Consider the following 23,027-nt stretch of genomic DNA (forward strand, 5'->3'; position numbering starts at 1 on the left):
GGAACGGGTACGCCTCACCAGGGGTGGTGTCGCCGCATCCGGTCCTGCGCGCGGCCGGACCGGACACAGCCGCCCGGGCCGGGCCTCGGAAGACCCGGCCCGGGCGACCGGTTACCAGCCGAGCGGAAGAGTGGCGAGCTTCTGGTCGAGCAGGCCGGAGATGATCCGATGGTCGTGCAGCGAGGGGTGCCAGTCGCAGCCGAGGCGGTCCAGGGCCGGATCGTCGTAGTACCAGTGGACGATCCTGCCGTCACCCCGCGCGTTGCGCTCCCGCACGATGCGCTGGGTGGTGTCGGCGAAGGGGCTGCCGGACACGAGGGTGGAGCTGACCACCAGGTGGGTCCGGGGTCCGTAACGTGCGCGCAGAGTGTCGAGGAAGCCGTGGTAGGCGCTCGTGTAGGCGGTGACCAGGTCGTCCTGGGTGGCCCACTGCTCGCCGGGATTGAGCGGGGTCGAGAAGTCGTTGATGCCCAGGCCGATGACGACGACCTGCGGCTGCCAGGTGCCCGGGTTCCGCCAGACGTCGCCGGGGATGTTCAGCAGCGCCCGCTCGTAGTAGGTGCGGTAGTCGGTACCGGGCTCGCCGCCGTTGTAGTTGCGGACCATGCCGCGGCCCGAGAACGCGTTCTGCTGGTGGTCGGCGCGGAGTCTCCTGGCGGTCAGTGCGCCGAAGGCCAGATCGGCGTTGCTGTTGCGGGTGACCCCGCCGATCGCGGAACAGTCGCGTGTGCCGGAGGTATTGCCGTATCCGGCGGTGAAGGAGTCGCCGATGAACTCGATCTGCCTGCGGCGAGGCGCGGGGGGCGGGAGGACGGCGCCGCCTCCCGCCGCGACGAACCCGCCGAACCGCCCGACGGCCCATGGGCTTTCCGTACGCTTCACGAGCCGCACGCTGTGCACCCCGTCGGCGAGGCGGTCGACCCAGGAGGTGACCTGACCCGGTGTCACCAGGGTGCTGACGGTTTCTCCGTCGATCTGGACGTCGTAGTCGTTGTCGGAGTCGGCGAGCACGATCCCGACGCCGGTGCCCCTGAACCGGCCTTCGAAGGCGATGCCGGGCCAGGAGTACTCCACGAATCCATCGGCGGCCTTCCTGACGCGGCCCACCGTGCGGAAGGAGGCCGGGGCGACGGGTGGGCGTGAGGGCCGCGCGAGAGCGGTGCGGGCGGGGGCGGCAAGGGCGACGACGCCCGCCGCGCCGGCCGTGAGCAGAGCCCTCCGGGAGAGAGCGGGATAGGTGCGCATGAGTGTTCCTTCCGTTGTCGTGGGATCGGCAGACGTGATGCGGGAGCGCTCCCACGACTGCCGTGCGGGTGAACGGAGAAGCCTTCGGTGCGGGGCCCGGCACGCTCACCGGGAGGCGCCGCGTGCACATGGCTCGCCCTGTGGTGCGGTGCCCACACTGACCACGGCTGCCGCACGCGATCGGTTCGATGCCGCCGGGCCCCACCGGTGACCGGCTCCGGACCGAGGCACCGCAGCCAGGTCCGGCCTGCCCGGTCCCGCCCAGGGCACGGAGACGGGGTCAGAAGCGGGCGATCAGCGCGGCCAGGGCGGCACGGGAGGTGACATCGGTCTTGCGGTAGACCCGGGAGAGGTGGGTCTCGACGGTGCGCGGACTCAGGTACAGCCTGTCGGCGATGGCCTGGTTCGTCAGTCCCTCGGCGACGAGATCGGCGACCTCCCGCTCACGTGCCGTCAACGACACCAGTTGCTGCGGGATGCCGGGGCGCTTCGGGGGTGCGGATGTCCCGGCCATCGCCGCCAGACCGGCGAGCAGGTGCGCGCCCCCGGTCATGGCCAGCCGCCGGCCCCTCTCGCGTGCCGCCTCACCACGGGCCGGGAGCCCGGCGGCCGTCAGGACCGGGGCGGCGAGCAGCAGCGATCGCGCCTCCCAGAAGACCGCGCCCGACCGTGCGCATTCCTCGGCCGCCTCGGAGAACAGGGTCGCCGCGGTGACCGGGTCGCCACCGTGCAGCGAGAGTTGCGCCGCGCTCCTCATGGCGGAGGCGCGTTGCAGGGGCAGGCCGAGCAGATCGGCCTCCTTGCGGGCCCGCTCGGCCCAGGCGGACGCGGAACCGACGTCCCCCGTGAACAGAGCCGCGGTGACGAGGAGCTCCAGGAACAGGGGGCGCATCGAGGGCTGCAGGCCATGCAGATCGTCGCCGCCCGCCCGTAGCAGGGCGTCCCGGGCGCGGTGCGGGTCGCCGCCGGTGAGTGCCGCGTAGCCGAGCATGCACCAGGCCATGGACGCCCGCCAGTTGTCGCCGGCCCCGACGCCGGCGACCGCTTCCTCGGCAACGGCCAGTGCCTCCGGGTCACCGGGCGCGGATGCCGCCACGAGGACCTGTGCCTTGTTGGCCAGGGCGAATGAGAGCAGTTCGCCGCTGCCGATGCCTCGTGCGACGTCCTCCGCCTCGTCGGCCAGTTGCCGTGCCGACGGCAGTCGGCAGGTCTGGATCCGTACGTGCGCCTTGCACAGCAGCAGGAGCGGCAGGAGGTAGACCTGTCCGCTGCGGCGGGCGATCTCCAGGCCCCGGTCGGCGTGGCGCTCGGCGTCGGTGAACCGGCCCAGGAACGCCTCCGCCCAGCCGAGCCTGGCCAGGGGCTCGCACAGGGGCTGGAGGACGTCGTCGGGCAGGCCGTCCATGAGTTCCGCTGCCTTGCCGGCGAATCCGGCCGCCGTCGCCGTACTGCCCTCATAGGCCTCGCCGAAGGCGGAGAGCGCCAGCGCGCCCGCCTCGCCCGGTTCGTCCTCGAGGAGCCGGGCGGCCGAGAGGGTGCGCGCTATCTCGTCCCGCACCTGCGGGTAAGGGGTGTTGTGCGGTGCGGACGAGCCCATTTCGAGCCCGATCGCAACTCTCCCGTCGGGCGATGGCCCCGGCTTCCTCTTCAGTTCCCGGCGCAGGAGGGCTATTGCCTCGGGATACCGTCCGAGATGCCGCTCCACCAGGGCGCACAGCACGACGGCCGAGGTCCTGACACCGTCCTCGTCCTGTTCCGATGCGCTGATGACCTGGTGCAGCAGTTCCCGGCTCTCCCGCAGGCCGCCGGAGACTCCGAGCGCACGGGCGCGCCTCAGCGTCAGCCGGCGCCGCTCGAGGGCGTGTTCGGCCGTGTCCGGCAGGAGCCGGAGCACCGCGCCGAGCCAGTGCGCGCAGCTTGTCGGGGCCGTCGCCTCGGTCTCGTCGGCGGCTTGTTCCAGGACTGCGACCGCCCGGGCGTCCCGGCCCGTCACCGAGCGTTCGATGTGCTGGGCCTGGTCGACGGCCGGGGCGCCTGCGCGGGCCAGCTCCACGGCCGCCGTGCGATGGATGTCGACGCGCCGCCCTGCGGGGGTGGACTCGTGGACCAGGGTCCGGAGTACCGGGTGGCGCAGCATCAGCCGACCGCCCGGCCCCGCGCGCACGAGATCGCGCCGGGCCAGGGCGTCGAGATCGTCGTCGAGCTCCGCGCCGGTGCGGCGGGCCGTGGCACCGGTCACGGGGGGTGTGGCGTGGTCGCCGAGCACGGCGACCACCTCCAGGGTCCGGCGCTGCGACGGCGTGAGCGGCGTCAGCTCGTCGAGCAGCAGCGATCCGAGACCGGCCGGCAGTCCGTCGGAACCGTCGTCGGCCCATGCCGAGGAGGAGGCACCGCCGAAGGCGCCCTCTCGATGGGCGTGCAGGAGGGAGAGGAAGTAGAGGGGGTTGCCCTCGCTGGCGGCGTACAGCCGTGCCGCCCGGAGACGCGGCAGGCCGGGGGCGAGCCCTTCGACGCATTCCCGTTCCGCGAGCGGCGCCAGACCGATCCGGAACACCGACGCGGTGTCGAGGCCGCGGGTCAGCGCCGCGGTGAGCGCCGGCGGGGTCTGGCGGTCGCGGCGCGCGACGACGAGTACGACCGGGCCGGGCACCGGGTGCCGGACGAGATGGTCCAGGAGTTCCAGCGACGCCGGGTCCGCCCAGTGCATGTCGTCCAGCGCCACCACGAGGCCCTCCGCGCCAAGCTGTGCCAACAGCCGTGCCGTCGAACGGTGGAGGGCAAAGCGGTCGACGGTGGGCGGACCCGTCGCGGGGGACGGCCCTGTGACCCGGCCGCCGAGCACCGGGGACACCGCGTCGAACAGCTCGGGCTCCCGGCTCGGGCCGCGGTCGTCCACATCGGCGAAGGCATCGGCGAACGGCTGGAAGGGCAGGTGTTGTTCGTACTCCGTCGCCCGCCCCCGGAGTACGGTCGCACCACGCTGCCGGGCCCGTCGGCAGAACTCCCCCATCAGGCGGCTCTTCCCGATTCCCGCCGCGCCCGTGAGGTCGACGATCGCGGGACTCCCCCGGCCCAGGCGATCGAGCACGGCGTCCAGCTGAGCGATCTCGGCCGCGCGGCCGACGAGCGGGTACCCGCCGACGCGGTCTGCCGCGGCACCGATCGCCGCCCGCGCCGGTGTGACTCCTCTGGCGAACTCCACGGCAATGTCTACCACGTTGGGCAGCCGGCCGTGCAAGCGCGCATCCGGCCGGAGGAGCGTTGCCGTCGAACGAGGCTGCCGGAAGTGTTCCGGCAGGTGCGACGACCACCCGGATCAGCCGATCAGCACCACGCCCACCCCAACGAGGAGCAGTACGACGAGGGCGACGTGAACACGAGGGCTATGGAGCCGTGGCCGCCCGGAGCCCACGTGGCTCGACGTGCGCTGACGAACAGCCAGGTCGTCAACAATGCGTGATTCAGATCGTCCCGTCCACGGGCCCGGCACCCGCCACGGCCGCAAGGTGAGGGAGGGGGGCCAGCCAGGACAGCCAGTCGGCCGCGACAAGACTCAGCGCTGCGCCGGCAACGGCCGTTCCCCGCGCCCCATCGCACCATCGCCCCATCCTGTCCGCCACATCGCCCCCTCCCTCCCGGGCTTGTCCCCGCTCAAGCCCCCTCACCCCTGAGCCGGTCGCCTCCGCCGTATCGGCCGACCTGCCTGGCCCCAGCCTTCCAGCAGGTGCGAGTCCGCGCGTCCGTGCTTTCCCTGACATGCGCTACGTAGGGATGTACGTGATTCCACTGACGCCCGCCGGGGGCGGATCCTGACAGCATCGCCCTCCGGGGGGGGTGCCTCTATGTCGTTCGTCAAGGCACCCTGTCGGGTTTGGGGTGGTTCGGTGTTGCTGGGGTTATGCGGCGAGCTCGACGTCCTTGGGTGCCCGCGATTCGTAGAAGGTGCCGTCGCGGAGCATGGCGAACAGGACGCTGATGCGCTGGCGGGCGAGGCGGAGGAGCGCTTGCGTGTGGGTTTTGCCGCGGGCTCGCTGTTTGTCGTAGTAGGTCCGGGAGGCCGGATCGGCGTTCATGCAGGCGAAGGCGGAGAGGAACATGGCCCGTTTGAGCTGCCGATTGCCGCCGCGGGGCGCGTGTTCGCCATGGATCGAGGTGCCCGAGGACTTTGTCGTCGGTGCGAGGCCTGCGTAGGAAGCCAGGTGGGCGGCGGTGGGGAAGCTGGTGCCGTCGCCGACGGTGACCAGCAGAACAGCGGCGGTCCTGACGCCGACGCCGGGCATCGAGGTCAGGACCTGGGAAAGAGGGTGGGCCTCCAGCAGGCTGTTGATCTGGGCTTCCAGGGCCCGGCGCTGTTCGTGGACGGCGGCGAGCGAGCGGGCCAGGGACGGGACCACGATGTCGAGGGTGCCGGTGCCGGGAACGGTCACGGTCTGCTCGTCCAGGGCGTCGAAAACGTCGTCGATCAGCCGTGCCGCCATGCGCGGGGCCTTGGGCCGGATCAGCTCGACGAGGCGGCGTCGGCCGGCTTTGCGCAGGGCGGTCGGGGAGCCGTGGCGTTCCAGGAGCCAGGTGACGGCCTGGTGGTCAAGGCGAGGCCCCAGGACGCGCTCGAGGCTTGGGTGGAACTGGGTGAGCAGGCCGCGTATCCGGTTGCTGGTGCGGGTGGCCTCGGCGGCGAGGTCCTGGTCGAATCCGGTCAGCACGGTCAGCTCGGCAGTGATCTCGTCGGTCAGTTCGAGCGAGCGCAGGGTGTGCGGCATGGTTCGCGCAGCGTCGGCGATGACGGCCGCGTCCTTGGCGTCGGTCTTGGCCTCGCCGGGGTAGAGGTCCGCGATCCGGCGCATGGCCAGGCCGGGCAGGTAGGCGACGCGGCAGCCTGCGTCGTGGGCGACGGCCAGGGGCAGGGCGCCGATGGAGGCGGGCTGGTCCACGATGACCAGGACGGTGCCGAACTTCATGGTCAGCTTGTCGAACACGGCCCGCAGCTTCGGCTCGCTGTTGGGCAGCGGCTTGTCGAAGACCTTCTTCCCGGCCGGGGTGAGCCCGTGCCCGTGGTGAGCGGACTTGCCGACGTCCAGGCCGAGGAACACGCCCACGTCTTCGATCTCGAACATCGCACGCTTCCATGGGGTTTGACGGTGCCGGCCTCGGCTCGGGTGTCGTGCTCGCGCATCCACGTTATGCAGACCTGCCGCCCGCGAACTGTCCGGCATTGCGCCGGACCGGACGGTGGCCGGACCTCTGATCAGCGTCTCCGACGAACACCCCCAGGCCCGGTGACACCACCCCCCAGGTCATGCCTTCGACAGGGGGACACAGTCATGCCGGGCCCAGAGGCCAGCGATCCCGTTGCAGGACCGCGAAAAAGATAACGGGGGCGAAGCGCGACGACGTGGACAGATCCCGCAGGGCCTCTCACAGGGGACCCGACGCGGATGCGCCCACCGTTCGTCGGCCGGATGGAGGGCGCTTCTCGTGTCACACCGCGTCGGTCCGCGCGGAGATGAAGGGCCTGTTCCTCGGCCGATCTCCCCTCGGGAAGCGGCCGGTTCGAGGCGCCGGCCGCGAACGTACGCCGTGCAGTTCCGCGCGCACCTCCACATCGCACGCCTCATCCGCACGCATACGGATTCGACCCAAGGAGTGTCAGTGAGTAACAGAGTGGCCGGTCTGGGGCTCGGCCAGATCCGCGGCGACTACGCCGTCATCAACCCGGCTCTGGGCGCCATGCTGCAGGTCCTGAGGGGGTTCCTGCTGATTCTGTGGGTCTTCATGCTCGTCGCCACGGTCGTCAATCCGTCCGCTGTCAACGACAACGCCATCCCCACGACGGCCGTCGTGGTCGCGGTGTACGCCCTGAGGTACGTATGGCGCCTGGTCACCGCGCGGCTCGGCGTGAACCGGTGCTATCTGTGCACGGACGGCGTGGCCGTCACCGGCCGGCTCGGCCGGATACGCGACTCGGTGGCGTGGAAGGACGTGACCGGTGTGCAGCAGATGGTGGTGGCGGGTCTCGTCATGGGCTGCCACCGCATCGAGATCTTCAGGAACGGCTCCGCCGCGCCCCTCTGGCTGATCGCTCCCGGGGCGAAGCCCCCCTGGTACCGGCCCTGCTCGCGGAGGGCAGGCGCAGCGGCGTCCTCGAGTGACCGCCGCGCCTGCTCAGCGCACTCGTCCCCGTGGCTTCAGTGCCACGGGCGGCAGTTCGGGAGCGGCCAGCCGCTCGCCGTCGTAGCCGAGCACCTCGCCGAACCGGGCGCCGGCCGTCCAGTCCGCACGGGCCTGCTCGATCTCCTCGTGGGACCGCCCCACGAAGTTCCACCACATGACGATCTCCTCCGCGAACGGCTCGCCGCCGAGCAGCATCAGCCCCGCGTCGGAGGCCGCGCGCAGGGGCAGCTCGGTGCGGCCGCAGCCGAGGTAGAGCATCGATCCGGGCAGGACCGGGACGCCGTCGACCTCGGCCTCGCCGGACATCGACAGCACGGCGTACTCGAAATCAGGCTCCAGCGGCAGCCGGGTCTCGGCGCCGGCGGTCAGAGCCAGGTCGGCTCCGACGATCGGGGTGTACGCAGTGCCCGGGGACGTGGAGCCGTCGAGTCCGCCCAGGATCACGGTGGCGGTGAGGCCCGGCGCCGAGACGGTGGGCAGGTCGGTGTGGTGCTCGAACGCCGGCTCGACATGCCGGTCGGTGTCGGGCAGGGCGACCCAGAGCTGGGCACCGTGGAGAAACCTGGCGTGCGGCTTCGGGCTCTCCTCGGAGTGGCTGATGGCCCTGCCGGAGGTCATCAGGCCGAGCTCACGCGGGCGGACCGTCCTGAGGCTTCCGAGACTGTCCCGGTGCAGGACCTCGCCGTCGTGCAGCCAGCTGACCGTCTGCAGGCCCATGTGAGGGTGCGGAGGCACCTGCATCCCGGGCTCGTCGGCGATGTCGTCCGGCCCGTAGTGATCCACGAACGCCCAGGCGCCGACCATGCGCCGTCCCAGGTTGGGCAGCAGCCTGCGCACCTCGGTGGACTCGCCGAGCTGGACACGGCGCGGGGTGAGGAGTTCACGGACCGGTTCGGCGACGACGAAACCCCGTCCTCCGCAGACGGAGAGCGTGGCCTGGCGATCGAGATTGCTCATGGCGCACAACCTATTCCCGTACGGCCGTGGAGCGCCGGTCCCCACGCCGAAAATTTAGTGGAATGTTTAACTACCCTGCCGTGTTGACGCGTGCGTAACCATTCAGGCCGAGGAGGAACAGTGGACGAGACGTACTACGAGTTCGGTACGCCCGCCGACCGTTGGGACCGAGCGCAGTTCTTCTTCGAGGCGAAGGAGTACCTGACCGCGGCCCGGATCCTCGGAGGGCTGGTCGAGGAGGCGCCGGAGCAGGTGGCCCCGCGGCTGCTGCTGGCGCGCGCCTACTACCACTCGGCGCGGCTCGCCAAGGCCGAGGCCGAACTACGCGAGGTGCTGGAGCGCAACCCTGTCGAGGACTACGCCCGGCTGATGCTCGGGCGCACCCTCGAGCGTCAGGGCCGGCACGCGGAGGCGGCCCCGCATCTGCGGATGGCCGACGCCATGGCCGGGAACTTCCCGCCGGAGTCCTAGCCGCGGCAGCCGCGCAGGGCTGACGCATCCGGGGGCGGCGGACACCGCCGCCCCCGGAGCCATGCCGCCCAACTGTGCACCCCGGCGCCACGGGTGGCGAGCGTGGCCCGCGAGACAGTCGGTGAGGCGGGTGCGCGCGGCACCCACAGGGCAGCCGCCCTCTGCGCGGCGCCCATCATCACCGCGTGGCCGGTTTCGGCACTCAGCAGCGCCACGGGGGTGCGGAGCGCCGAGGCCGCCAAGCCGCCCGGGATACCGGTCGTGCGCACATTGCCCTGGCGGCCCGGCTGCGCCGAACTCGCGTGACGCACCGCGGCGGTCATGCTGATGACCATGATCGTCCGGCCCCGGGTCCGGATGAGAGGGGTGAGGCGCCGGCGATGAGGAGCGGTCGGTCATCAGCCCCTGCCCCTGGCCCAAGATCAACCTTTTCGCTAGCATCCCCTCGCTCCCGATTCACCTGCGGCCGTCCCTGTTGTACTCGCGGGCCGCAGGTGTGACACCGTCGATCCGAGGATGGCCAGGATGAAGAAGCACTCCAAGCTCATAGGTGCCGCTGCCGCAGGCATGCTCGCGGTGCTCGCGGTGGCCACCCCCGCTTCCGCCTCCACGTACACCGTCACCTACCCCGGCACCCACACCGGCGACCTGTGTACCGATGAGCCGAACTACTGTGACGGGTCGGCGTCGTTCGTCCGTGACGGCGACCATCTGCTGGTCTGGGACAACAACGCCGACGGCCACTCGGTGATGGTCATGTACTACCGGTCCGACAACAGCAGCACACTGATCAAGGACTGGAACCAGTACGGCAAGGGCTCCCGGCTCGACATCAACATGAATCTCCCGGAGTCCGGTTGGGTCGAGTACCGGGTCTGCCTCGGTGAATACGGCACCCAGACGTACGACATGAACGGGTGCTCGGGCTGGCTGCACGAGAGCGCCGCCTGACCCGTCCCTTCCGCCGTGCGTGGCGAGCGCCGGCTCCCGGTCCCCGTGACCGGCAGCCGGCCACGGTCCGCACCGTCACCCGGTACGGTCCACCGGCCGGGTGCCGGAGCCGGCAGCGATCGGCTCGCCCTGGGGCAGTCCCGCAGGGCTGCACCGCCCGCATGGCCACGACGCTCTCAGTCCGTCCGTCGCTCCGCGTTCGACACCCGGTCCAGCCATTCCGTCATGAGCGCCGATTCCGCCGTGCTCAGCCCGGACCCTTGCGACTGGCGCAGCAGCGCGCTCAGCCGGGCCGCCGTGGAGGGCACCTCTGTGTCCACGGGCTTGCTCGCGTGCGCGTCCGGCGTGAAGACGGCGGCGTGCACGGCGTCGCGCACGCGCTCCGACACACCGGCGTCCGGGAAGTCCGCCGGACGGGACACGAGCATCAGCGCGACGCCGGTCGTGGACGACATGATCATCTGGGCGGCCGTCTCCGGGGCCATGCGCAGCTTCCCCTGCGCGGCGGCCCGCTCCAGATCGCGGGTGAGTATGCGGTGGGCCTCGTCCGCGGCAGCGGGCGGTGTCCGCATCGCCGGGGAGTTCATCAGCCGGTACAGATTCGGATTCCGGAGCGCGAATTCGACATGGCTGTCCCAGCCGTTACGGAGATCCTCGACCGGGTCCGTGGTGACGCCACGCTCCCGCTTGGTCGCCAGGTAGGCGTCGAAGCCGTGGTCGACGACCGCCGAAAGCAACCCGGCCTTGTCCCCGAAGTGCCTGTACAGAGCCGGGGCGCCGACCTGTGCCGCCTCACACACGGATCGCGTGGAGATGTCTCCGTCGGGAGACTCCGCGACCAGTTGGGCCGCGACTTCGAGGATGCGCGCTCGTGTACTCATCGGACGGACGCTACCAAGCACCGCGCCGGGCGGACCGGACGGCTGCGGCACCACCCTCGCGTCCGGGACCCGACTCGCGCCACGTCCGCCCCCGCAATCGCCTCGGCCTGACATATGCGGCACATGCGGTACTCCCCTGCCGGTCGGCACAACGAGTGCGGTGGCGGGACCTTTCAGGCGATGCCGCCGTTGGCGCGCAGCACCTGGCCGTTGACCCAGCGGGCCGGTCCGGCGAGGAAGGAGACGACCTCCGCGATGTCCTGGGGTGCGCCGAGGCGCTCCAGCGGCGGCTGCGCGGCCATCCGCGCGATGGTCTCCTCGTCCTTGCCGTCGAGGAACAGCGCGGTGGCGGTCGGTCCGGGGGCGACGGCGTTGACCGTGATGTCCCGGCCCCGCAGCTCGCGGGCCAGGATCAGGGTGATCGCCTCGACGGCCCCCTTGGTCGCGGCGTAGGCGCTGTAACCAGGTATGGCCAGGGCCAGCACCGAGCTGGAGAAGTTGATGATCGCGCCGCCGCCACGCAGACGGCGTGCCGCCTGCTGGCCGATGACGAAGGTGCCGCGGATGTTGGTGCGGTGCATCCGGTCCAGAACGTCCAGGTCGAGGTCCACCAGCGGGGCGAGCGACATGACGCCCGCGGCGTGGACCACCACGTCTATTCCGCCGAACGCCTCCTCGGCCGCGTCGAAGAGGGCGGCGACCTCCACCTCGTCGGCGACATCCGCCCTGTACGCCAGGGCTTCCCCGCCTCCGGCGACGACGGCTGCCACCGCGGCCTCGGCCTCGGTCTTGTTTCCCGCGTAGTTGATGACGACCGCGAACCCGTCCGCCGCGAGCCGTTCGGCGCTTTCGCGGCCGATCCCTCGCGATCCTCCGGTGACGAGGGCGACCCTGCGTGCGGGGGGAGTTGTGATGCGCTGCTCGGTCATGACGTCGCTCCTGGCGGAGGTTGCCGTCGGTTCTGCGAACCCTGACAACAACAACGCTAACACCAAGACCGTATCGTCGCTACCCCCCATCGTGGCTACGCCGGTAACGTCGCTAACACTTCTGCGGAGCGCCCGGAAGCCTCAGCCGTCAGCCCTCCGCCCGTAGCCTCAGCAGCCCCGTCATCAGCGTCAGCCCTCCGCCCGTAGCCTCCGCCCCCGTCATGAGGGGCAGCCCACGTCAGCAGCATCAGCCCCGGTCCCGGTCGGCAGCCTCAGTCCTCCGGCCGGAGCACGATCGCCGTCACCACGAACCCCCCGTCGACCAGCCATCTCCCCCTGTACGACCCGGGCATGCCCGGTGCCGTACGCAGGAGCTCGGCGGTGAACGTGCCCTCGGTCGCGGTTCCCGGGTTTCCGTCGGGGACTCCGTCGAAGCTGATGTCCGCCTCGGAGAAGTCGAGTTCGATCCGGGTGAGCGGGAACCACGTCTTGAAGACGCTCTCCTTCGCGCTGAACAGCAGCCGGCCCCAGTGGACCGCCGTGCTGTTCGCGCCCTCGGGTGTCCGCTTCCGCTCCGAAGGCAGCGATATCACGTCCCACACACCGGGCGGCAGCGGTTCGTTCGGCTCCGCGTCTATACCGATCCCGCGCACCTCCGAGGCCCTGGCCAGCACCGCGGCACGGTAACCGTCGCAGTGCGTCATGCTTCCGACCGTCCCCTCGGGCCACAGCGGCATACCCCGGTGGCCGCGCAGCACGGGTGCCGGCGGCAGCCCGAGCCCGGCCATGGCCCGTCTCGCGCAGGCGCGCACGGCCGCGAACTCCTGTCTGCGGCGGTCCACGCTCTTCGCCACCAGCTCCGCCTCCTCCGGGTAGAGGCTGCCGGCCGGAGCGTCCACCTCGTACGTGTCCGCGCACGCGACGTCCTGGGGCACCAGCTTCTCGATCATGCGTCGCCCCCCGTCGCGGCCGGGGGCTGCTCACCGTCGTACGGAAGGATCTGCCGGAGCAGTCCGCGGGGGTGGCCGCGCTTGCGCCACTCCCTCGGGTAGCCGATCGAGACCTCCTCGAACCGTACGCCGTCGTACCAGGTCGTACGGGGGATGTGGAGGTGGCCGTAGACGACCGCGGCGACGTTGAAGCGTGTGTGCCAGTCGGCCGTGAGCTCCGTGCCGCACCACTGGGCGAATTCCGGGTACCACATGACGGAGGTGGGTTCGCGCAGCAGGGGCCAGTGCCCGGCGATCACGAGAGGGACCTCGGGGTCGTGTGCCGCCAGACGCTTCTCGGTGAGTGCCACCCGTTCGCGGCACCAGCCGTCCCGGCTCGGGTAGGGGTCCGGGTGCAGCAGATACTCGTCGGTGCAGACGACGCCCGCCTCGTGGGCCCGGGCCAGGGATTCCTCCTTGGTCGCCGTCCCCGGGGCCCTGAAGGTGTAGTCGTACAGAAGGAACACGGGGGCCACGGCCACGGGACCGTCCGGACCGGGCCACTGGGGGTACGGGTCCTCGGGTGTGGTCACCCCGAGTTCGCGGCAGACCTGGACGAGGTGCTCGTACCGCGCCCGGCCGCGCAGTTGCAGGGGGTCCTTGTCCACCGTCCACAACTCGTGGTTCCCGGGGGTCCACAGCACCCGGGCGAATCGCCCCGCCAGCACTTCGAGTGTGGCTTCGACCTCTCCGGCAAGCTCCGCCACATCGCCGGCGACGATCAGCCAGTCCTCGTCGGACGACGGGTGCAGCCTGTCGGCGATGGGACGGTTGTCGGCGATGCCGACATGGAGATCGCTCACCGCGAGGAGCCGGCCGCCTCCCTTCGGCGTGCGAGGGACGGCACCAGTCATAGGACTCATTGTTCGAATTTACAGTCTTCATGGTCCGCCCGGAGGCACCCCGCTCGACATGCCCGACGTTCATTCGGCCGGGATGATTGATCAGGTGTCTTCGGGGAACTCTGCGGCGTGTGTCCAACGCGGTCGGCAGCCCGCGACGCAGCACCTCACGAAAGGACCGGCCATGCCCATCGCCACCTACTCCCTCGTCGCCCTCGACTGCCCCGATCCCCCCTCTCTCGCCGCGTTCTACCAGGCGGTTCTGGGAGGGGAGGTCACGAGGTCCAGTGACGACTGGTACATCCTCCAGGTCCCGGAGGGCGCACGCATCGCCTTCCAGCGGGCCGAGGACCACCGGCCCCCGGAGTGGCCTCGCGGCGACCGCAACTCCCAGCAGGAGCACCTGGACTTCGACGTGACGGACATGGACCGCGCGCAGAAAGAGGTGCTGGCTCTGGGCGCCACGCCGCTGGACATCGACGACCAGGACGGCTCGCGCGACTTCCGTGTGTACGCGGACCCGGCGGGGCATCCCTTCTGTCTCTGCCAGGCGTGAACACCCCGGCGGCGGTGTGCGGTACATCCGTGCCCTCACCGCCGTTCGGGGCGGCCGAGGAGAAGAAGCCCATCGCCCAGGGGACTTGAGGCTCTCCGGGATGTCGGGACTCTCCGGGCCGCTTCGCCCCGTACGAACGTCGTGTCCGCCCGAGGCACGCCGCTGTCGGTCACGGAGCCCGCTTCGGCGTCGCGGAGCAGTGCCGTCAGTGAGGTGCGCGCCCGCGCGACGCGAGAGCGCACGGTCCCGATGGGGCAGCCGATGGCCGTGGCGGCCTCGGCGTAGGGCAGCCCGAGGAGCTGGGTGAGCACGAAGGCCTCACGGCGCTCGGCCGGGATCATCGACAGGAGTTCGTCCAGGGCGACCCCCTCCTCGAAACCGGGCAGGTCGTTCGGCTGGGTCTGCTCGGCCGCGCTCTGCCAGTCGGACCGGTCGGCGAGTCTGGGCCGGGCGGCGGCATGGCGGAGGCTGTCGGCCACGGTGCGGCGGGCGATCGCGAGCAGCCAGGTGCGGGCGGAGGAGCGGCCCTCGAAGGAGGGCAGGCTGGTGAGAGCACGCAGGAAGACGTCCTGGGTGAGGTCGTCGGCAGCCTGGGGGTTCGCGCTGAGGTGAGCGACGTAACGCCGGACGTCGCGGTGGAAGGCGCGGAAGAAACGGTCCGCCTTCGCGGGATCTCCGTCCCGCGCGGCGAGCGCGAGCCGGGTCGCGGTCGCGTCGGAGACCGGGGTGTGCCACGTCGGCGCGGGTGTACTGCCGACAGACGTGTGCTGGGCATGGGGCATCGCCACAGAGTCCTCAAGGGCATGGGATGTCCGGCCCCGCGCGGGAGCGGGTGCCGGTGAAGGGAACGGCCTGCCGGACGGCAGCGCCGGTGCCCGAGGCGCACCGGAACCTCCGGGCGCACTCGGGGAACCGCCGTCGCCAGGGCCCCCGTCCGGCGATGGCCGGATCGGACCGGAGAGAGCCGGACCAAGCCGGAGCGAGCCGGAGCGGACCAGGGAGAACCCGACCGGGCCGTGAAAGGCCGGATCAGCTCACCGGAGGCCGGATCGGACCGGAGAAGGCCTGGTCAGGTCACTCAAGGCCGGACGAGACCGGAGAAGGCCGGATCAGGGACCGGCATCCGCCCCGGACGGCCGGACGAAGGGCTCTGTGCGACAGCCGTTCCCGTCGGCGGGCCCCGTGAGGTGACGCTGTGGACGAGCAGCAGCCGCGCCGGGGCGCGCACCGCGCGTCGGCGCCGTACCCGCGGGCGCGGCCTGCTCGGGGGCGCCCAGAGCGTGAGGAGAAGGTGGAGCGGCGTCCAGAACCGCACCGCGGCGGCGCGCAGCACACGGAAGGCGGCCCGTTCCCCGTACGCGAGCCACAGGCCGCACAGCACGGCGGCCAGCAGATGGGCGGCGAGCATCCCCGCCCCCGACGGGCCCGCGGTCCCGAGGGCGCCGTGCGCTGCCGGGCCGAGGCCGTCGGGCGCGCCGGTGGTCGTGCCGTGCATCGCGTGGAGGGCGTGGCCGGCCGCCTCGACGCCGGGAGGGGGCTGCGAAATCAGCTTCCCGAGCCCGGCGTTGACGACGAGGTCGGCGGCATCGCGTTCGGAGAGCGCGGTCGCGCCGTCTCCGCACAGCAGCCGCTCGGCCCACTCACGCGCATAGGACACCGGTGCCGGCGGCGAGGTCACGGCGGGAGCCTGGGCGAGCGTGAACCCCGTGTGGAGGGCGGCCTGTGCCACGACCGCACCCGATGTGACGGCGGCCGGTCCCCGCTCGCGGCCGGCGAGCGCCCAGGCCGCCGTCGCCGTGCCTATGAGCGCGAGGCATATCGCCCACCCCGACACGGCCGTTCCCGACATGAGGACATGGCCGGTCGCAGCGAGCAGCACACAGACGACCGCGAACATCGCGGCCCGCACAGCTCGTGAACACCGGCCCGGTCTCATGACGGCCCCATCGTCGCATCCGACGCCCTCGCGGCGCAGCAGTGCCTGAACACCCCCGGCCGCCCGCGCCCCGCACGCACCGCCCCGTCAGCCGGCGGTCGAGTACGTGCGTTTGCCACGCCGGTAGGCGATCTCGCCCAGCGCGATGTCCACGGCCAGGAACACGGCCAGCGGGATACCGAGGAGCGGTACGAAATACCCCAGGGCCGCCACGGCCGCCAGGAGCGGGACCAGGATGTGGGGCGGGACCTTCTGCCAGGCACCGCGAGGCATCGGGCGGCCGAAGGCCGAACCCCGGCCGCGCTGCCACCACATCCGGTATCCCAGCACGATCAGCAGGATCAGGCCCGAGGTGAGGGCGATGAGCACGAGCTGGTTGGCCAGGCCGAACAGCACGCCCGTGTGCGCGTCGATGCCCCAGCGGGTCAGCTTGGCGAGCACCGGGAAGTCGGCGAACCGCACCACGTCGGTGACCTCGCCCGTGGCCGGGTCGATGGCGACCGCGTCCTGCTTCTCGGGCCAGCTGCGCTGGATCTGACGCACGACGTACGCGGACGAGGAGTCGGCCGGAGGCACGATCTCCACCGGGTTCGACAGACGCTCGGCGCGCGCCGCCTCCAGTACGGCGTCGAGTCCGACGTCCTCGCCCTGCATGTCCGGGGCTCCTCCGGACCCCGAGTGCTCGGCATGCTCGCCCCCGGACGCGACGCCCGCCGAGACCGTGGGGGTCGTCTGGCTGATGGCCTCACGCAGATCCGAGACGCTCGCGCCCGCGTACGTCGACCAGGTCAGCCCCGTCGCCGACAGGAAGAAGAGCCCGATCGCGGCCCATACCCCCACCGTGCCGTGCAGGGACAGAGTGCGCCGGCGGCCGTTCGTCCCGCGCAGCTTCCGGCGGGCCCGCCGGCGGCCGAACCAGAGCACGAGACCGCCGCCCGCTATCACCCACAGCCAGCTGGCGGCGAGTTCGCTGTAGAGACGGCCGGTCTGGCCCAGGTGCAGATCGCGGTGGAGTTCGTCGATCCACGTGCGCAGAGGGAGGGCGCCGCTGGAGCCGTACTGTTCGAGGGACCCGGCCAGTTCGCCGGTGTACGGGTCCACGAACACCGCGAGCGTGTGGTCGGGATTCACCCCCGGCACTCCGGACAGCAGGACACGTGTCGTCGCTCCGGCCTCCGGCGAGGGACGGACCGCGCTGACCTTCCCCTCCGGATGGGCCTCCCGGGCCGCTGCGACCTGCTGCGAGACCGGCAGCTCGTTCGCGCCCACGGGCACGCGCAGTTCGTCCGCGTACACGATCTTCTCGGCCTGGTACGAGGCCGCGTAGAGGAGGCCCGTCGCGGCGGCGACCAGGAGGAACGGTGCGATGAGCACCCCTGCGTAGAAGTGCAGCCGCAGCACCAACGGCCGGAGCGACGCCCAGCCGGCCGGTGTCCCCGGTGGCTGGGCGTCGCGGGTCTCCCGCCCGTCGGGGGACGGGCGTACCGCCGGTTCGACGGACATGGCTGCTCTCCTCACGCGCGGAAACTGGCGGGCAGACCGTGGTCGGCCGGTCCGGTAGTCGGCTCGGAGGGTGCATTGGTTCCCGGCAGTTCACTGTTGTCACGCCAGGAGTGCGTCCGGACGGGCACGACGCCCGTACGAGGTTGCCGCTCAGGTCCACGCGAGGGAGGGCCCGCGTCGCTCGGCCCGTCGTCGCCGACTACGCGGGCGGCGCCTGGTAGAGGCCCCGGCCCGCGCGGTGTGCCCGAGAGGTGGCGACGAGCCGGTCGAGGGTGCTGCGCACCGTGTTGATGCTGCCGGCGGTGAGCTCGCGGCCGAGGGCCTCGGTGACATCCCGGGCACGCACTGCCTTGCTGCCCGAGGCGGCCACCACTTCCATGACCTGCTCGGTGAGACTTCCGCCGTCCGCCACCGCGGGGGCGGAGGCGGTGGGGGCCACGGCCTTCGGCGCGCTCGCGGGCTTGGCGGCCTTCGCGGGCTTGGCCGGCTTGGCGGCCTGGGCGGGGGCCTTCTTCGCCGGCCGCTCGGCACGCTTCCTCGGCGCGGCCTCTCCACTCGCGCGCTTGGCGGTGCCCTTGCGGGCCTTGCCGCGAGCGGCGGGGGCAACGTCCTGCTGCTCGGCCGGGGCCGAAGCCGGGGCCGGGGCCGGGGATTCCTCCTCCTGGGGCGCGGCTTCGGGAGCCGCGGCGGTCACTGCCCCGACGGCGGCCGGAGCGGTGGGCTGCGCCTCCGCGTCCTGGACGGGGTCGGGTCCGCCCGGCAACGGAGGCACGGCGGAGAGCGCCTGCAGTGCGGTCAGCGCGGAGCGCACCGAAGTCAGACGCGCCGTGACGGACGCGAGGTCCTTCTCCAACGTCTGCTGCTGTTCCTCGAGTCGGGGAAGTTCCGCCTGCAGCAGTGCCGTTGTGGCCGCCACGCCGCCTGAAGTGCTGTCGGGAACCGTCATGTTGTCGCCTTTCGTATGCAACTCGGCTGAATGGACTATTGCACTTAAGGCTAGGGCGCGTTGTGTTACCGCCGACATCGGGTTCGTCGAACACAGTCGGCCAACTCGACGCGGCAGGGCGACGGCCGGCCGAAGCGGCCCCACAGTCGCGTCCCGCACACCTTGAAACCGCATGCCGGCACACCCCCGAGTCCGCATGCCGCGCACCTCCCGGGCGGGCCGCCGCACCCGTTCGCTCCGTACACGATTCCGGCTCGGCCCAGCCCTTCGCGGGCGTCCTGGCGCGGCTGCCAGGGGCCCCGCAAGACATCACCGCATCCATGTCCGATTACCCGTATCGACACCCACTGACTCCGCCCCATCGGGCGCGCACCTGACAAAAGCGCAGCTCAGGCCCCACTCACATCCCCGCCCGAACAGAGGTCCGGCCACCAGAATCACCCTCCGCAAAAAGACCTAATCATGAGTACATTTCATTGACGACGTGTAAACCGAAGGGTTACGGTGACGGGCGCCACAGGGTGCCAAGCACCTTCATCCCGGAGTCGTGAGGCAGACATGACCGCCATGAGCAAAACCGTCAACACAGTCCTCGGCCCGGTGCCCGCCGACGAGCTGGGAGTCGTCTCGGTCCACGAGGCGCTGCTGTCGGTAGTACCGGGGGCGGAGCACGCGTTCGACGTCACCATGGACCGCGCCGAGATCTTCGAGACGCTGGCGGCCCGGCTGACGGACTTCCGCGACAAGGGCGGCCGGACGATCGTCGACAGCACCGGCATGTTCCACGGCCGCGACGTGAGGCTGTACGAGAGCCTCTCCCGCACGACGGGGGTCCACATCGTCGCCTCGACCGGCATGGGCCCCGAGGAGCTGCTCGGCGGCTACTTCCTGACACCGCAGACCAACCCCCCGACGCCGTGGCCGGCGGAGAAGTTCGCCGATCTCTTCACCAAGGAGGTCACCGAGGGCATGGTGGTCCCGCGTGTGGAACGGCGCGGCCGCGCCGGCATCGTGGCGACGGCCGCGAGCCGTGAGGGCATGACCCCCACCGACGAGAGCCTGTTCCGCGGCGCCGCACGCACCGCCCTGGCCACCGGCGTCCCGGTCTCCGTCCGCTACGGGAACGACGCCGTGCACGACCTCGGGATCGTCCTGGAGGAGAAGCTTCCCGCCGGCCGCGTGGTCGTCGGCGGGCTCGACCGACCTGACGCCGTGGCCGCCGGCGCTCCGCTGGAGGTCGCCCGCCTCGGTGCGTACGTCGCCCTGGACCACGTCGGTCTGGAGGGCGACGGCCACGTCACCGACAAGGAGCGCGCCGCCCTGGTGGCCGAGCTCACCGAGGCCGGACACGGAGGCCGGATCCTGCTGTCGAGCAACGCGATCGGTGTGGCCAAGGGGCAGCCCGGCCGCGACCTGCCGTACAGCTACATCCTCTCGGCCTTCGTCCCCCTGCTCGCGGCCCAGGGCCTCGGCGACGCGGACGTCCGGCGGATTCTCGTCGGCAACCCGCGCGATCTGCTGACGGTGCGCTGAGCCCCCGCCCGCAGCTATCCCCATCGAGCTTCGACAATCTGAGGTGAGTGTTGTGTCCAGAGTGAACACCGTCCTGGGGCCGGTCCCGGCCGAGGAGCTGGGCATCGTGGCCGTCCACGAGCACATCGGCTACGGCATGCCCGGCTCCGAGCTGGACACCCGGTGGTGGAAGACCCCGGAGCAGCGGTACGAGGAGACCGTTCCCAAACTGCGCCGGTTCCACGAGTACGGCGGCGGCACCTTCGTCGACGCGACCGGCATCTGCAACGGCCGCGACGTCGACTACTACAGGTCCCTCTCGGCGAAGACCGGCGTGCACATCGTGGCGAGCACCGGATTCGTCGGCGGTGACACCGCGCTTCCGTTCTTCGCCCGGGCGACCGTGGAGTACCTGGCCCAGCACTTCGTCCACGAGATCACCGTCGGCATCGGCGACACCGGAGGCCGCGCCGGCATCATCAAGGTCGGCGTGAGCCGCGGCGGCCGCATGACGGAACTCGACAAGCGCATCTACCGCGCCGCCGCGCGAGCCGCCCTGGCCACCGGCGTCCCTGTCCTGACGCATTTGGCCATCGACGCCGAGAACGCGATCGCCATCTTCGACGAGGAGGGCCTTCCGCTGGACCGGGTGCTCTTCGGGCATGTCGACGACGGTGTCAACGCGGACAAGACGCGCGACATCTGGATCGCCGAGCAGGGCGGGCGCGTCGGCTTCGACACCTTCGGCTACGAGACCGAGCTCGAGGACCCGCCTTTCTGGGCCCGCCCCCGCAAGGAGCGCCTCGACCACTTCCTCCGGTTCGTCGGGCAGGGCCACCTCGGCCAGGTGCTCGCGTCGGCGGACGCCAACTGCAGCCCGCTGGGCTGGCCGGGCGTGAAGGGCCACACCGTCAACTACATCTTCGAGGACCTCATCCCGGACCTCCGGGCCGCCGGGCTCGACGAGGCCGCCATCAGGGCGATCTTCGTCGACAACCCCGCCGACTTCCTCACGATCAAGAACTGATTCAGCGCGATCAAGAACTGACTAAGGACGAGAGATGCAGCCCTCAGACCTGAAGAACCTGGACGTCGCCATTGTCGGCGCGGGGTACGGCGGCGCAGCGGCGGCCAAGGCCCTGAGCCTGCTCGGCGCCAAGGTCGCTGTGTACGAGCAGGCGAGCCACATCCGGGAGGTCGGAGCCGGCATCGGTCTGCGCCCGTCCACCATGGACCGGTTCCGCCAGTGGGGAATCTTCGACGCGATCGCCAAGGTGAGCTCGCCGAGCGACTACTTCGAGATCCTCAGCGCCACCGGTGACCCGATCATGAAGGACGCGTGGCCCGGCATCCACGACTTCGCCGTGGAGACCAGGACCCATCTGATCCACCGCGGGGACTTCATCGAAGCCCTCCTGGGCGTGCTCCCCGAGGGCATGGTGCGGCTGGGCCACAAACTGGAGACCGTCGAGGACCACGGCGACCGTACGACGCTCACCTTCGCGGGCGGCAAGCAGGTGACGGCCGACCTCGTCATCGGGGCCGACGGCATCCGCTCGGTGGTCCGCCGGCAGATGTTCAGCGACAAGGGCCCGGTGTTCTCCGGTGAACACGCCTACCGCGCGGTGATCTCGGCCGACGACGCCCACGGGATGGTCGTCGACGACAACCTCCGGATGTACATAGGCCGGGGCACGAAGGTCTATCTGCTGCCCCTGCGCCACCGCAACCAGGTGTCGTTCGACATCACCGCCCTCTGTCCCGACAGCACCTGGTCGCCGAAGGTCACGACGGAGGACCTGCTGGCGACGGTGGCCGGCTTCGACGAGCGGATCGTGGACATCACGCGAGGTCTCGACCTGGACTCGGTGAACATCCGCGCGGTCTACGACATCGACCCGATCGGCACCTGGCACTCGGACTCCGTCGTCCTCGTGGGCGACGCCGCCCACTCGATGCTGCACCACCAGGGCCAGGGCGCGAACTCCGCGATCATGGACGGCGGCGCCCTCGCCGACGCCCTGCTGGAGGCGGACTCCGTCAAGGAGGCGCTGGCCCTGTTCCAGGCCACCCGCAAACCGGTGACGGACGAACTGCAGCGCATCTCGCGCCAGGGGTGGACCGAGGAAGAGGTCCATGACGTCTTCCCCGGCCAGAAGCCCGCGGCGACCACCGCGAAGGACTGAGACCATGACACTGCATCCCCGGATCGCCGATGTGCTCCGCCACCTGCCGGCCCCGCCCGACGGTCCGCTGGACCCGGCGGCGATGCGCGCCGGCGAAGAGGCGCAGGTGCCTCCCCTCGATGAGCGTCTGCCGCTCGCGGGCGTCGAGGACGTGACCGCGAAGACCCCCGCCGGCGAGGTCCCGGTGCGGATCTACACACCGGCCGAGGCCGACGCGTACGGCCTGCTGGTCTACTTCCACGGCGGTGCCTTCTTCCTCGGCAGCCTGGACACGCACGACCATGTGGCACGGTCGCTGGCGAAGGAGACCGGGCTCAAGGTCCTCTCCGTCGGCTACCGCCGGGCGCCCGAGGCCGCGTTCCCCGCCGGTCTCCAGGACTGCTACGGCGTGGTTCGGTGGGCCGAGGAGAACGGCGCGGGCCTGAAGTGGGACGGCGCGACCCTCGCGGTCGCGGGCGACAGCTCGGGCGGCACGTTCGCCGCGGCCGTCGCGGCGATGGCCCACGACGACGGGTTCGACCGCATCACGCACCAGATCCTCTACTACCCGTCCCTGGACCTGGACTTCGACATCGACCGCTATCCCTCGCTGCGGGAGAACGCGGAGGGATACGGCCTGGAGACGGCGGGGCTGAAGCCCTTCAACGCCTTCTACGTCGACAGCGGCGCGGACCCGGCGGACCCCCTGGTCTCGCCGGTCAAGCGCGACGACCTCTCCGGGCTGCCCGCCGCCCTGGTCGTCACGGGGGAGCACGACCCGCTGCGTGACGAGGGCGAGCTCTACGGCCGCCGGCTCGACGACGCCGGAGTGAGCGCGACGGTCAGCCGCTACGCGGGCGCCGGGCACGGATTCGTCCAGCACTTCTCCTGGATCCCGGACTACCACCGGGTCTTCGAGGAGACGCGCGACTTCCTGCGCCGCTGACGCGGACGGCCCCACGAACGAGCTCGA

The 23,027-nt window shown here is 71.2% G+C and carries 20 protein-coding genes; 8 read left to right on the forward strand and 12 right to left on the reverse strand.

The window, feature by feature from the left end; translation table 11 throughout:
- Positions 1 to 111: 111 nt before the first annotated feature.
- The 4 genes from ACWCQM_RS08980 to ACWCQM_RS08995 form a co-directional block, all read right to left on the reverse strand.
- Positions 112 to 1,245 carry a GDSL-type esterase/lipase family protein gene (locus ACWCQM_RS08980; protein WP_450914618.1) on the reverse strand — a complete coding sequence of 378 codons (1,134 nt, stop codon included), beginning with the start codon at positions 1,243 to 1,245 and terminating at the stop codon, positions 112 to 114.
- Between the two features lie 280 nt (positions 1,246 to 1,525).
- Complete coding sequence (locus ACWCQM_RS08985) at positions 1,526 to 4,447, reverse strand: AAA family ATPase (RefSeq protein ID WP_450914619.1); 2,922 nt, start codon at positions 4,445 to 4,447, stop codon at positions 1,526 to 1,528.
- Positions 4,448 to 5,141: 694 nt separating this feature from the next.
- Positions 5,142 to 6,359 carry an IS110 family transposase gene (locus ACWCQM_RS08990; protein WP_450914620.1) on the reverse strand — a complete coding sequence of 406 codons (1,218 nt, stop codon included), beginning with the start codon at positions 6,357 to 6,359 and terminating at the stop codon, positions 5,142 to 5,144.
- A 1,048-nt stretch (positions 6,360 to 7,407) separates the two neighbouring features.
- Positions 7,408 to 8,373 (reverse strand): pirin family protein, encoded by a 966-nt coding sequence (locus tag ACWCQM_RS08995; RefSeq protein ID WP_450914621.1) that lies wholly within the window; start codon positions 8,371 to 8,373, stop codon positions 7,408 to 7,410.
- Between the two features lie 120 nt (positions 8,374 to 8,493).
- On the opposite strand from ACWCQM_RS08995, the gene ACWCQM_RS09000 reads away from it, so the two are divergent.
- From ACWCQM_RS09000 to ACWCQM_RS09010, 3 genes are all read left to right on the forward strand, one after another.
- Entirely contained in the window at positions 8,494 to 8,844 is a 351-nt protein-coding gene (locus ACWCQM_RS09000; protein ID WP_450914622.1) for a tetratricopeptide repeat protein, read from the forward strand.
- A gap of 102 nt (positions 8,845 to 8,946) precedes the next feature.
- Complete coding sequence (locus ACWCQM_RS09005) at positions 8,947 to 9,150, forward strand: hypothetical protein (protein WP_450914623.1); 204 nt, start codon at positions 8,947 to 8,949, stop codon at positions 9,148 to 9,150.
- A 219-nt stretch (positions 9,151 to 9,369) separates the two neighbouring features.
- Positions 9,370 to 9,795 (forward strand): hypothetical protein, encoded by a 426-nt coding sequence (locus ACWCQM_RS09010; RefSeq protein ID WP_450914624.1) that lies wholly within the window; start codon positions 9,370 to 9,372, stop codon positions 9,793 to 9,795.
- Positions 9,796 to 9,971: 176 nt separating this feature from the next.
- Here ACWCQM_RS09010 and ACWCQM_RS09015 read toward each other — a convergent pair whose 3' ends face one another.
- The 4 genes from ACWCQM_RS09015 to ACWCQM_RS09030 all read right to left on the reverse strand — a co-directional run bounded on the left by ACWCQM_RS09015 (position 9,972) and on the right by ACWCQM_RS09030 (position 13,448).
- Positions 9,972 to 10,676 (reverse strand): TetR/AcrR family transcriptional regulator, encoded by a 705-nt coding sequence (locus tag ACWCQM_RS09015; protein WP_450914625.1) that lies wholly within the window; start codon positions 10,674 to 10,676, stop codon positions 9,972 to 9,974.
- 173 nt (positions 10,677 to 10,849) lie between these two features.
- The gene (locus ACWCQM_RS09020; protein WP_450914626.1) at positions 10,850 to 11,605 is read right to left on the reverse strand and encodes an SDR family oxidoreductase; all 756 of its coding nucleotides are present in this window, start codon (positions 11,603 to 11,605) and stop codon (positions 10,850 to 10,852) included.
- Positions 11,606 to 11,877: 272 nt separating this feature from the next.
- Positions 11,878 to 12,555, reverse strand: coding sequence for a 4'-phosphopantetheinyl transferase family protein (locus ACWCQM_RS09025; RefSeq protein WP_450914627.1), 678 nt, complete (start codon positions 12,553 to 12,555; stop codon positions 11,878 to 11,880).
- Complete coding sequence (locus ACWCQM_RS09030; protein WP_450914628.1) at positions 12,552 to 13,448, reverse strand: metallophosphoesterase family protein; 897 nt, start codon at positions 13,446 to 13,448, stop codon at positions 12,552 to 12,554. Before ACWCQM_RS09030 ends, ACWCQM_RS09025 begins: the two co-directional genes overlap by 4 nt.
- A 172-nt stretch (positions 13,449 to 13,620) precedes the next feature.
- Between ACWCQM_RS09030 and ACWCQM_RS09035 the strand changes: the two genes are divergently transcribed.
- On the forward strand, positions 13,621 to 13,992 hold the full coding sequence (locus ACWCQM_RS09035) for a VOC family protein (RefSeq protein WP_450914629.1): 372 nt from the start codon (positions 13,621 to 13,623) through the stop codon (positions 13,990 to 13,992).
- 35 nt (positions 13,993 to 14,027) lie between these two features.
- On the opposite strand, the gene ACWCQM_RS09040 is transcribed toward ACWCQM_RS09035, so the two are convergent.
- The 4 genes from ACWCQM_RS09040 to ACWCQM_RS09055 all read right to left on the reverse strand — a co-directional run bounded on the left by ACWCQM_RS09040 (position 14,028) and on the right by ACWCQM_RS09055 (position 18,377).
- Positions 14,028 to 14,774 carry a sigma-70 family RNA polymerase sigma factor gene (locus ACWCQM_RS09040; protein ID WP_450914630.1) on the reverse strand — a complete coding sequence of 249 codons (747 nt, stop codon included), beginning with the start codon at positions 14,772 to 14,774 and terminating at the stop codon, positions 14,028 to 14,030.
- A 296-nt stretch (positions 14,775 to 15,070) separates the two neighbouring features.
- On the reverse strand, positions 15,071 to 15,901 hold the full coding sequence (locus ACWCQM_RS09045; protein WP_450914631.1) for a hypothetical protein: 831 nt from the start codon (positions 15,899 to 15,901) through the stop codon (positions 15,071 to 15,073).
- Positions 15,902 to 16,015: 114 nt separating this feature from the next.
- Positions 16,016 to 17,431 carry a PepSY-associated TM helix domain-containing protein gene (locus ACWCQM_RS09050; protein ID WP_450914632.1) on the reverse strand — a complete coding sequence of 472 codons (1,416 nt, stop codon included), beginning with the start codon at positions 17,429 to 17,431 and terminating at the stop codon, positions 16,016 to 16,018.
- 199 nt (positions 17,432 to 17,630) lie between these two features.
- Positions 17,631 to 18,377, reverse strand: a complete 747-nt coding sequence (locus ACWCQM_RS09055) for a hypothetical protein (RefSeq protein ID WP_450914633.1) — start codon at positions 18,375 to 18,377, stop codon at positions 17,631 to 17,633.
- A 567-nt stretch (positions 18,378 to 18,944) separates the two neighbouring features.
- On the opposite strand from ACWCQM_RS09055, the gene ACWCQM_RS09060 reads away from it, so the two are divergent.
- The 4 genes from ACWCQM_RS09060 to ACWCQM_RS09075 are packed head-to-tail and all read left to right on the forward strand — an operon-like array spanning position 18,945 to position 23,000.
- Complete coding sequence (locus ACWCQM_RS09060; RefSeq protein ID WP_450914634.1) at positions 18,945 to 19,910, forward strand: phosphotriesterase family protein; 966 nt, start codon at positions 18,945 to 18,947, stop codon at positions 19,908 to 19,910.
- 52 nt (positions 19,911 to 19,962) lie between these two features.
- Positions 19,963 to 20,916: a phosphotriesterase family protein gene (locus tag ACWCQM_RS09065; protein WP_450914635.1), complete on the forward strand. Its 954-nt coding sequence runs from the start codon at positions 19,963 to 19,965 to the stop codon at positions 20,914 to 20,916.
- A 34-nt stretch (positions 20,917 to 20,950) separates the two neighbouring features.
- A complete protein-coding gene (locus tag ACWCQM_RS09070; RefSeq protein ID WP_450914636.1) occupies positions 20,951 to 22,075 on the forward strand; it encodes an FAD-dependent monooxygenase in 1,125 nt (374 codons plus the stop codon).
- A gap of 4 nt (positions 22,076 to 22,079) precedes the next feature.
- Entirely contained in the window at positions 22,080 to 23,000 is a 921-nt protein-coding gene (locus tag ACWCQM_RS09075) for an alpha/beta hydrolase (RefSeq protein WP_450914637.1), read from the forward strand.
- The last annotated feature ends 27 nt before the right edge of the window (positions 23,001 to 23,027 follow it).

Source organism: Streptomyces sp. NPDC002125 (genome assembly GCF_053593715.1).